Here is a 300-nt window from a genome sequence, read left to right on the forward strand (position 1 = left end):
TAATCAGTAGGTTGGGGGTTCAAGTCCTCTCGCCGGCACCAGTTTTATTATGGAGAATTAGCAAAGTGGCCCAAACGCATCAGACTGTAAATCTGATTTCTTAAGGGTTCGGTGGTTCGAAATCATCCTTTAACAGTTTCTTAGGGGCATAGTTTAAAGGTAGAACAGCGGTCTCCAAAACCGTTAGTGTGGGTTCAATTCCTGCTGCCCCTGCCATAATCTTGTTTGTTTCAGTAAAAAGTAAGATGGCGGTCGTGGCGAAGGGGTTAACGCACCGGTCTGTGGCTCCGGCATTCGTGG

At 47.3% G+C, this 300-nt stretch carries 1 tRNA gene; it reads left to right on the forward strand.

The features are described 5' to 3' along the window. Nucleotides 1-142: 142 nt before the first annotated feature. Nucleotides 143-216 (forward strand) — tRNA-Trp (locus tag GQY27_RS21310). Nucleotides 217-300: the final 84 nt, after the last annotated feature.

Origin of the sequence: Paenibacillus sp. An7 (assembly GCF_009870785.1) — a bacterium.
In the GTDB taxonomy this organism is placed as follows: domain Bacteria; phylum Bacillota; class Bacilli; order Paenibacillales; family Paenibacillaceae; genus Paenibacillus.